This is a genomic window from uncultured Bradyrhizobium sp., from assembly GCF_964252615.1.
GTDB lineage: Bacteria > Pseudomonadota > Alphaproteobacteria > Rhizobiales > Xanthobacteraceae > Bradyrhizobium.
On record NZ_CAXUNQ010000030.1, the window covers coordinates 46,374 to 55,991 of the forward strand.

9 protein-coding genes are annotated in these 9,618 nt (G+C 58.6%); 2 read left to right on the forward strand and 7 right to left on the reverse strand.

The window, feature by feature from the left end; translation table 11 throughout:
• Nucleotides 1-9: 9 nt before the first annotated feature.
• A complete protein-coding gene (locus ACFE72_RS15565; RefSeq protein WP_375414010.1) occupies nt 10-1,227 on the reverse strand; it encodes a YbfB/YjiJ family MFS transporter in 1,218 nt (405 codons plus the stop codon).
• A 98-nt stretch (nt 1,228-1,325) separates the two neighbouring features.
• Here ACFE72_RS15565 and ACFE72_RS15570 point away from each other — a divergent pair, with 98 nt between their 5' ends.
• Nucleotides 1,326-1,910: a TetR/AcrR family transcriptional regulator gene (locus ACFE72_RS15570; RefSeq protein WP_375414011.1), complete on the forward strand. Its 585-nt coding sequence runs from the start codon at nt 1,326-1,328 to the stop codon at nt 1,908-1,910.
• 136 nt (nt 1,911-2,046) lie between these two features.
• Here the strand turns inward: ACFE72_RS15570 and ACFE72_RS15575 are convergent, their stop codons facing one another.
• The 6 genes from ACFE72_RS15575 to ACFE72_RS15600 all read right to left on the reverse strand — a co-directional run bounded on the left by ACFE72_RS15575 (nt 2,047) and on the right by ACFE72_RS15600 (nt 8,661).
• Nucleotides 2,047-2,436 (reverse strand): cupin domain-containing protein, encoded by a 390-nt coding sequence (locus tag ACFE72_RS15575; RefSeq protein ID WP_375414012.1) that lies wholly within the window; start codon nt 2,434-2,436, stop codon nt 2,047-2,049.
• A gap of 66 nt (nt 2,437-2,502) precedes the next feature.
• The gene (locus ACFE72_RS15580; protein WP_375414013.1) at nt 2,503-2,895 is read right to left on the reverse strand and encodes a cupin domain-containing protein; all 393 of its coding nucleotides are present in this window, start codon (nt 2,893-2,895) and stop codon (nt 2,503-2,505) included.
• A gap of 18 nt (nt 2,896-2,913) precedes the next feature.
• The gene (locus ACFE72_RS15585) at nt 2,914-3,993 is read right to left on the reverse strand and encodes a methyltransferase domain-containing protein (protein WP_375414014.1); all 1,080 of its coding nucleotides are present in this window, start codon (nt 3,991-3,993) and stop codon (nt 2,914-2,916) included.
• Nucleotides 3,993-5,834 (reverse strand): FAD/NAD(P)-binding protein, encoded by a 1,842-nt coding sequence (locus ACFE72_RS15590; protein ID WP_375414015.1) that lies wholly within the window; start codon nt 5,832-5,834, stop codon nt 3,993-3,995. The genes ACFE72_RS15585 and ACFE72_RS15590 overlap by 1 nt, the downstream gene beginning before the upstream one ends.
• Before the next feature lie 138 nt (nt 5,835-5,972).
• Complete coding sequence (locus ACFE72_RS15595; protein ID WP_375414016.1) at nt 5,973-7,295, reverse strand: KamA family radical SAM protein; 1,323 nt, start codon at nt 7,293-7,295, stop codon at nt 5,973-5,975.
• Nucleotides 7,296-7,971: 676 nt separating this feature from the next.
• The gene (locus tag ACFE72_RS15600; protein WP_375414017.1) at nt 7,972-8,661 is read right to left on the reverse strand and encodes a GntR family transcriptional regulator; all 690 of its coding nucleotides are present in this window, start codon (nt 8,659-8,661) and stop codon (nt 7,972-7,974) included.
• A 167-nt stretch (nt 8,662-8,828) separates the two neighbouring features.
• Between ACFE72_RS15600 and ACFE72_RS15605 the strand changes: the two genes are divergently transcribed.
• A complete protein-coding gene (locus ACFE72_RS15605) occupies nt 8,829-9,065 on the forward strand; it encodes a hypothetical protein (protein ID WP_375414018.1) in 237 nt (78 codons plus the stop codon).
• The last annotated feature ends 553 nt before the right edge of the window (nt 9,066-9,618 follow it).

Consider the following 9,618-nt stretch of genomic DNA (forward strand, 5'->3'; position numbering starts at 1 on the left):
ACCACCTCATCACATCGCGCTTACGGCTGGCGGCGGACGTTGCAGCAAGTTTGCGCACGCGGCCAAGCCCAACAGAATGGGGGAGACCCAGAAGCCTGCGGCGATACTTCCCGTGGCGTCGGAAATCGCTCCCGCCAGAATCGGGCTGACGGTCTGTCCGAATGCGAATCCGACGGTCAGCAGGGAGATCGCCGCCGTCCAGGACGAAGCAGGCAACTGGCGCTGCGCCACGATGGTGATTGCTGCCGGGCCTGCCAGAAAGCTGCCCCCGAAAAGGACCGCGGACACGAACATCGCTGTCGGACCGGGGTAGACAAGAACCGGCAGGGCGCCGACCATGGCCGTCGCGAATACCAGGGCCGGCCCGCGACCGCCGTGAAACGTTCCAAGAACTCTTCCCCACAGCAGAGTAGAGACGCCCGAAACAAGCCCCAGAACCAGCCAGAACCAGATCATCTGCCCGCTGCTGCCGCCTTGCTTCTGCAACAAGGCCATGATGAACGTCATATAGCCTACATAGCCGGCTCCGAAGAGCCCGTAGCCGATAAACGTGGGCGCCAGTTGACGGAATTCGTGAATTTTCAACATGGCCAAGCTGCGGCCCACCGGCTCGGGCACGTTGCGGGCAGCCCGCCAGGCTAGAGGCAATCCGGCGGCAGCCATGAGGCCCAGCACAACCCAGCCCTCGGGCCACCGCTCCACGCCGCCCTGCAGAATGATCGGTATGGCCGCGCCTGCCAGGACGAGGCCGATGCTTACGCCCCCAACATACAGGACGACAAGGTTGCCGCGCCGGCGAGGATCCTGCATGGGGCAGATTGCAGCAGCCAATCCGGCACCCAGGATGAAGGTGATCGCAGTCGAAATGCCTCCGACGGTTCGCAATGCGAAGAGGACGGAGAAACTAGGGGTCGCCGCGGTCAGCAGCAAAACCATGACGCTCACCGCGAAACCTGCGATAAAGGCACGCACTGTGCCCCACCGCTTGGCGGTCCACGCTGCGACGAGCGCGCCCACGATATAACCGGCTCCGTTCGCGGTGTTCAGTGCGCCGGCTTCAACATACGTCCATCCCAGATCCGCGCGCATCGGCGGCAGCAGCAGCCCGTAGGCAAAACGAGAGAACCCCAATGCGACCGCTGCAGCGATGGATAACCCCAGCGCCGTGACGATCTCCCTCCAGATATCGTTTCTAGCGTCGTCGACTTTCGCGATGAAATCGGTCATTTCAAGTCCCGGATACGCTCGGTATGGCGGTAACACGATCCTTGACAATAATGTCAATCTTGACAACAATGTCAACAATAAACGATGGAGTGAGCCGGATGGTGGGCGTGCGTCAGTTTGACGAACAGGACGTGATCGCCAACGCACTGGATGTGTTCTGGCGGAAGGGTTTGCACGACGCTACCATGCAGGATCTCGCCACTGCGACCGGCGTCCAGCGCGGCAGCCTTTACAATGCTTACGGTGACAAGGAAGCGATTTTCCTGCACGCGTTCGACCAGTACGCCGAGGAATTCCTGGAAGCGGCCGGCAATGCGTTGGCCGAGGGCGGCGCTGCGGACAGGCTCCGCAATTTCTTCGACGTGATCGTTGTGAATATGACCGGCGGTTCACCTCCGCGAGGTTGCCTGACAACGCGCACTGCGCTCGATGCGGCTATTTCGAGCACAGCAGTGCGCCAGCGCGTGCAAGGTATGCTCGGCCGACTCGAGCGGCTCATCAGCGAAGCAATCAGCTCTGCCCCCGACCGGCTGCCGGCGCTCGGCGCAAATCGACTTGCTCGGGTCGTCGTTACCTTCACGAGAGGACTGGCCGTGATGGAGCGCGCTGGATACAGCCGCAAGCAGTTGAAGGACGTCGCCGCGGCCTTTGTTGTCGTCCTGATTGGCGGTGCCGAAGCGTAACCGGAAGGGTGACGCGCGGCGACATGATGCCGTCCGAGCGTCAAATTCGGACGGACAGAGCGTGTTCATTACGCAGGTCCGGCCACGCGCCGAAACCGGCGCAATTGCTTGCGCCGGCCATGCATCGGAGGCCGTACTACGCCTTGCCCTCCACCGTGGCCAGAGGCTTGTTCTTCTCCCCGATAAAGGCGCAGTGCACCCTCAGCGTCTTGTCGCCGGGAACCTTGGCGTAATGCACGGCGCCGGCCGGGATCGAATAGGAATCGCCGACGCCAAGGGGCTGATCGGGCCGGCCCTCGATGCACAGGTAGAAGTTGCCGCCGAGAACGTAGCCGATCTCGACGCCGGGATGGGTGTGCGGGGCCGCGTTGGTACCGGCCTGGACCTCGATGATGCTGGTGTCGATCGTGCACCCTTCCGGAAAGTCGACCTTCTGCAACATCCAGCGCGTGATGCCTCCCTGCACGTGTGTCGGTTCGACATGGGCCCTTGCGATCGCTTCTGCGCTCAATTTGACATTTTGCATGTGTTTCTCCTTGCTCGTTTGAAGGGAAGGAGATCGTTCTCTTTTGATCTCCGCCCGAATTCCCCGCTAGTGGGCCGGCGCCTCCACCGTGGCCAGAGGCTTGTTCTTCTCCCCGATAAAGGCGCAGTGCACCCTCAGCGTCTTGTCGCCGGGAACCTTGGCGTAATGCACGGCGCCGGCCGGGATCGAATAGGAATCGCCGACGCCAAGGGGCTGATCGGGCCGGCCCTCGATGCACAGGTAGAAGTTGCCGCCGAGAACGTAGCCGATCTCGACGCCGGGATGGGTGTGCGGGGCCGCGTTGGTACCGGCCTGGACCTCGATGATGCTGGTGTCGATCGTGCACCCTTCCGGAAAGTCGACCTTCTGCAACATCCAGCGCGTGATGCCTCCCTGCACGTGTGTCGGTTCGACATGGGCCCTTGCGATCGCTTCTGCGCTCAATTTGACATTTTGCATGTGTTTCTCCTTGCTCCTTCACTGACTCTTGGTACCCACCGCTACCAATGTGGTACGCGGAATCCGGGCGGCGTAATTATCCTGATCACGTGAGATCGAGATGGGCCCGAGGGTATCTGTAATGAGAGGCCCGAGCGCCGACTCGATATCGGCTTCGGCATTTGCGACCTTGACGAGATCGTACATACGGTACAGGTGCATGATCGCGTTGCGTCTTGCCTCATCGGGCGTCTGCCCGCGCAAAATGAACGGATCGCTTATTTCGAATAGTCTGAGATCTCGAAAGCCGGCTCGGGTAAAAATATCCAGGATGCCCGGACGAGTGAAGTGTTCGTGGGGATGGCCAGTGCGCGAATACGGATGCACCACCTCGTCAAAAAATCTTGCGACATGCTCACCTACCTCGAAGGCGTGCAACACGAGCCGGTGCCCAGGCTTGAGTGTACGATGCGCTTCGGAAACGGCGAGCTGCCGAACCTCCAAACTCAGAAGTTGGCTGCCATAGGCAATCAGAACGCCATCCAGCACATTATCGCGAAACAGACTTCTGGCTGCGGATTGACGGATATAGGGCAGATGTTTCGCCCGGCAGGCGCCGATCATTAATTTGGAGAGATCGGCGGTGATGATGGAAGGGGTAGGTATTTCCAAGGTCGACAAGAAGCGCGCGACGGTGCCGCCGCCGCCCAGTACGTCAAGAATCCGGAACTCAGGGCCGGGCACGTCGCTATAAGATGCAGAGAAGCACTTTATCAGAGTTTCCATCCCGACCCTTCGGTTGTCGAAACTCTCCTGCGCCCGAATGTACGCTACGCCGCGGCCGCCTACGTCCTTGTCCTCGAATTCCCAGGACACTCTTTCCATTTCCTTGATGTATGCATCGATTGCTCCCGCCTCGATGCGCGTTGGTTCGAGGAGATCATATAGACCAGGATAACTCTGACGAATTTCCTTCAGATAATCATCAAATGTAAGGTCGCCTATATAGACGCGGCCTGACAAAGCATTATCAACCGGCCTTGGCATAGTATGTCTCTCCTGTCTGGTGCCCGGCAGCTTCGCCACGATCTTCTTGTCCGTCGCAATACTGGTAGTCATCACGCCACCTCCTGTTGGGGATCAGTCGTCACACCCAGCCGCATGGGGGCATTCGCAACGATGTCGTCGTATAGCGCGAGCGCGATATGCTCGGCGTCGGCCGTCTGTCTCGACGCAATGCCGGGCCGCGGCAAGGCATGTGTATAGAAATGTGGCCCCTCGACCACGAATCCGACGGCCCATAACCTGCGCTGAACCGTACCCCCGGCATCCTTGACGCGCAGGTTCGCGTCGATGTCGATGCCGCTTGGATGATATTCGCCGTTCATGAACGGTCTCACCAACCCGCGCCGCAGAAGCTTGGCCGACAGAGGAGCGCAATCGGTAAGAGGCGAGTAATTGTCCAGCCGTGCCGAAATTACGGCGTCCACCCCGATATAGCCGGAGCAGTCGGAAGCAACGTGGAAAACGCAATCATCTTCCGGCGTCTCGATTCTGGTGACCGGTCCTCCGGCGACATCGAGGATGCCTGCTTCGAACAGCGCAATCCATTCTTCGTTGCGGCGCAATGGCGGGCCAAACGAAACGCGGTTGATGATCGGATTGAATTGTTCGAGAAAATAGCGGTGCGACGCCGGTGTCAGACCACCAAATTCCACCGCTTCGCGAAAGCCCTCGCGGGCGTCGCGCAACACATCGGTTGCGGCCTTGACGCCGCTGGTGCAGTTGCCCCGATACGCTTCCTGGAGATCTTCCTTTATCCGGGCCAGAAACCAGTTACGGAACTCGGTCGACGACCTGAACTTCAGGTCTTCCAGCGGCCAGAGAATCCGCCTTATTAACCGGACCTCCTCGGGTGTCGGTTCAAAGCCTCTTGCGTCGATGGGCTCACCACCTTCCGCGACACGATAGGCGTAGGCCATTTCTTTGATGACCAAAGGTAACAGTTGGCTTTCGAAATCGATCTGCGCATGCCGCTTCCCGGCGACGTGCTTCACGGCCTGACGCGTGAAGAACTGGCAGATGTGACGTCCTGTTCGGCCCTTCTGGTTGATGCCACGAGCTGCGAACGGCAAGGTGTGTCGGGAGCAGAGCCACAGGCGTGGCTCACGCCCGGAAGGCCGGTAAACCATTTTGCCATGGTCTTCTCGATAGACGCCCCCGCGACCGATCGTTAGCGCTGAAACCACGTCATGAGCGGTGAGGCCGAGACCTTGAATCGCGACGCGTTTGCCATCTGCGATGGTGTCCAGCTCGCTGATCGGATAAGGAGAAGCATAGTAAGCGAGATGGGGATTGGCGGCACGCCCGGCTTGGGCGAACGTCGCCAGCCGCCGGTCGTCCGCTGTCGGCGCGCGATGACCGTGTCCCATTGCCAGTATGACATGGCTTGCAAGGAGGGTTTGTTCGTTATCAAGTTCGATTGCATAATCGCCGCCCTCGTACCGGATATCGGTTGCCCTTGCCCGCACGTGCTGAACGCGGATGTTGCCGGGCAGCGCCGAAATCACCTCTCGGCCGAAGGCAGCCAGAAACCTGCCGAGGAGCAGACGCGGCAGGTGCTCGCTTAAGGATTCCTCCTGCGGTTCTCTCGCGATGCGGTATTCGTCTGCAAACCGCCGATAGCCTTGGGCAGCAGCCCAATCGAGCAATGACGTCCCTGTATCCGCTTCGCCAGCAATGCGTGGAGGATACATCGTCACTTGAGATGCGAGGGTGTTGATCAGCAGATGGTTGGCTTGATCCGTGGGATGCGACCCCTCGCCGAGGTTACCCGGATCGATGACCAGCACATTGAGCATTGCATTGCGAGGCATCCGCTCCTTGTGTTCCAGCAACCGCTCCAGGATTGTCAGGGCACGGGGACCGCCGCCAATGATAGCCAGTTGAAAGCTACTCATATGGGTCTCCCTCAACCGGATCTTGGACGCATGAAACGGATCCCCGCCAAGAAATTCCCGCTGTTTTTGCGGTCGTAGTGCGCGGTACGCCGCATAGCGAACGCCTTACGTGCGGGAGCATGGGCACGCTTGCGGTGCTCATTCGGCCGCCTGGTCATGGGCCTCGCCCGCCTTTGCATCAAAGAAAAACGGTTCGGCATCGAACGCCGGCTGCAGGTCGTCCAGCCAGTACGCATTCCGATCAAACTTGGCAAAGAACGGCCGGCGAACGATCGAGGGGTCGCGGGCTTGCAGGAACTGCAGGGCGAAGCATTGTTGGCCGTTGATTCTTACGACGCCGTCGATCAATACCTTGCCCGGGAAAGCGCTCATGGACGGTCCGCGGACGGTACGGGCCAGACCCGACACCTGGCGGTATGCCGCCTGGAAAATCTCGTAGGCGCGTACAAGCGGCAGCCGGAAATAGTCGTTCGGCCCGGTGTCTCGTTCAACAAACATATAATAGGGGACCGCGCCAAGGCGTACGCCCAACGTCCACATGCGCGCCCAATCGTCGGGGTTCTCGTTGATGTGCCGGATGACGGGCGCCTGCATGCGGACCACAGCCCCTGCGTTCGCAATCCGCCGCAGACCTGTTTGCGCGATCTCCGGATCCAGTTCATTCGGATGGTTGAAATGAGCCATCAACGCCAGATTTTTGCCTGCAGCGCGCACCCGCTCGAACAGGCGCAGAAGGTCGTCAGCGTCTCGGTCGGTCACGAAGCGCTGCGGCCAGTAGGACAACGCCTTCGTGCCGATCCGTATTGTTTGCACATGATCCAGATCTGGGCTGAGCAGCGGTTCAATGTAGCCGGCCAATGATCGGGTATTCATTACCAGCGGATCGCCGCCCGTGATCAGAACATCCGTCACCTCGCGGTGTTGGCGCAGATAGGCCGCCAATTGATGTGAGGACCGGGCATCGAATTTCAATTCGTTCATGCCGACGAATTGCGGCCAGCGGAAACAGAACGTGCAATAGGCATGACATGATTGTCCGGCAGAGGGAAAGAACAGCACCGTCTCGCGATATTTGTGCTGAACGCCCTCGAGCAGCTTGCCGTCGAGCATCGGGACGTTATGGGTCAATTGACCGGCAGGATGCGGATTCATACGGTGACGGATACGCCGGATCAGATGTGCCAGATCCGCCCCGCCGCGATCGGCCATCGCGCGCAACTGCTCAAATTCGTCGGGGTGCAACATCCCCGGCTGCGGGAAGGTCAACTGAAAAATGGGATCGTCCGGAATATTGGTCCAGTCGATGAGCGTGTCCACGACATAAGAATTCACCCGGAACGGTAGAACAAGAGAAATCAGGGAGATCGCTTCCCTCTGATCCTTAGTCAAAGTCTCCCATTGCGGGATTTTATGAATAGTTGAACGCGTATAGGGGACAAATTTATCATAGCTCGTTGCCATTTTTCGCACCCTTAAGTCTCATCAACCAATAACCGGAACGGGTTTTGTTGGACGACAAAGCAGTCGGGGTTACGAAAAATCGAGGCGATAGATGCTCTGATGCAGCGACGACTGCGGAGCGCAGAGTGCCAGGTGATTCGACGAGGGTTCGAAGCCGTTTCCTTCCGTACCGGCGTCGGTGCCATGCGGGGAAATCGGCTGAGCGGGCAATACCGGCCAGCTTAGGTTGTTCAATTGCATGCTGAATTGTTCGGAGTTGCGAACCACGACGTCTTGCATTTATCTGCTCTACTAGAGGTTGACGAGCCAGACGCTACGGCAGGGGGACCTGAATCAAAAGTGATATTTAAAACTATCTTTGCCGATACGATTTTGAGCGATATTTCGCACAATAGATTACTTTGTTACGCGCTCATATCTGCGCAAATATATTTTTGTGTTTGATTTCGTTTGGCTTCAAAATTTCTTATCTTCATCGCGCCTGGAAAGAGCCCCGCCGCGCAGAATCCGGTCCTTATTATCTGCAAGGCGCAGGGCTCGCCCGCTGCACGCATCGTTATCGAACACCCGTCTTTCAATCGATGCCACGACAGTCAACATTTCGTGCAAAGGATTGGCGCATTGAGGGCAACCCGACATGACGCGCCGGCGGTTTCGATCGATTCTATCCTGGAAGTCACGCCGTCGACATTCGCGGCGTCAGCGAGCGCTTCTGCGATATCGATCGAGCGCGCCCTTCCTTGACGACATGTGCAAGACGTTGCTGAACGTCACGATTCTGTTCATGTAGATTTTGAAGGGCGGAACAACTATCCCCGGCGGCGAGGTTCTCCCTCAAGCCGATAACCGACCGGCGCGTCATCGCGACCGCATTTGGATCTTCCATGTCCAGCCGCCGAACGAAGCGCGTAAGCTCGATCAACCGTAGAATGTGTTCGAACAGCACCTCGTTATCGGACAGCTGAGCAATGAGCGTGAACGTGTCGTTGACGAACGAAAAGGTGGCGTCCGCGTCTTCCGGTAATTCGGAAGGTCGGCCACCCATTCCGGATATCCAGCGTTCCGGCGGAGAACGTGTGATGGATTCCTTCAAGAGCGTGAACAGCAAGTCAAGACTGCCTCGCATTTCGTCTTCAGACAGCGTCTTGGCAACGTAGCCGCGGTTAGGCACGGCCTCTATCAGTCCTTCGCCGGCGAGCCGCGCTAAGGCTTCCCGCACGGGAGTAGCGCTCGAGGAAAGAACGCCTGCCAGTTCCTCGATGTGCAGTTGTTGCCTCGGCCAGAACCTATAGTCGAGGCACATCTCGCGTAACGCCGGATAAACCTTTGCTCTTCGCTTCGAAAGCGATCTATCTGGACTCTGCACCCGCTCCTCCGGCGCATTCCTGGAACAGTTCGACCGTTCTAGATAAGTCCTCTGTAGTCACTGCAAAGAGAGCCAGAAGCCCATTTTCTTGCGCGCAGGAACGGCCCAAACGGCAGCTAGTCTGCATTCGTAGAACCGCGCAGAATTTCAACTGCCCCTGAAGGACCATGGATTTCCTCGAAACAGCAAGACGGAGGGGCGATCTCCAGCAGCGTAGGATCGCAGGCTTGGATTTGGAGATCTTCAACGCGCTCGCCCGCGGATACGAGAAGAGCCCGCCTTGCCGTCGACGAACCAGGAATCTCGGCTGTCATCATCTCCGGCGCCGACGCTCGACAACGGCCGATCTCATCGACGACGTGGCAGGGCATTTTCTCAAGCTTATGGCCGTGTTCTTCGAATGAAGTTTGGCTAGATCGCGAAACATGACGTGGATCAGTCCGGCGCGGTCGATCTTCGATGTCGAGTGTATGTTCATTGTCGGCTCCGGGCTTAATGAACAGGCTGTCGGGTGACGCGCTGGAGACGGTCCGCACCGACATTCTCCAGACGTCAGCGTTCCAGCCGACCTGAATTTGCGCTCGTACTTGCCGCAAAGTGCGGAGCACTGCTGGGAGCGACAATTATCCACAAACGATGATCGGCTGAACTAGCAAGGTCGATAGTAAGTGGAGTGGATCCGACTTGGGAACCGGAGACTTATTGAAGTTATCCGCCATTTCGTTGGGTGGACGGAGCGGATGATAACAGAGATGAGCCGTAAGAATGGCGCTGCGGGTTGCCGGACAGGGCCGCACGATAGCGGGGTCGGGTAAGCCGTGCGAAGACCCCCCTCATAGCCGGAGGCACCGAGCTTCAGCGGCTGGTGGGAGTGCGATGGCCCCGGTTGAAATGTCGCCCGTTGAGCTGCTGCCGGTTTGATGGACACCCGGTTAAGCTAATCCGGCCTTGCGTTCG

What these genes read in the sequence shown, in the direction of transcription:
- ACFE72_RS15565 (WP_375414010.1), bottom strand. Translation starts at nt 1,227, where the DNA reads ATGACCGATTTCATCGCGAAAGTCGACGACGCTAGAAACGATATCTGG.
- ACFE72_RS15570 (WP_375414011.1), top strand. Translation starts at nt 1,326, where the DNA reads ATGGTGGGCGTGCGTCAGTTTGACGAACAGGACGTGATCGCCAACGCA.
- ACFE72_RS15575 (WP_375414012.1), bottom strand. Translation starts at nt 2,436, where the DNA reads ATGCAAAATGTCAAATTGAGCGCAGAAGCGATCGCAAGGGCCCATGTC.
- ACFE72_RS15580 (WP_375414013.1), bottom strand. Translation starts at nt 2,895, where the DNA reads ATGCAAAATGTCAAATTGAGCGCAGAAGCGATCGCAAGGGCCCATGTC.
- ACFE72_RS15585 (WP_375414014.1), bottom strand. Translation starts at nt 3,993, where the DNA reads ATGACTACCAGTATTGCGACGGACAAGAAGATCGTGGCGAAGCTGCCG.
- ACFE72_RS15590 (WP_375414015.1), bottom strand. Translation starts at nt 5,834, where the DNA reads ATGAGTAGCTTTCAACTGGCTATCATTGGCGGCGGTCCCCGTGCCCTG.
- ACFE72_RS15595 (WP_375414016.1), bottom strand. Translation starts at nt 7,295, where the DNA reads ATGGCAACGAGCTATGATAAATTTGTCCCCTATACGCGTTCAACTATT.
- ACFE72_RS15605 (WP_375414018.1), top strand. Translation starts at nt 8,829, where the DNA reads ATGGATTTCCTCGAAACAGCAAGACGGAGGGGCGATCTCCAGCAGCGT.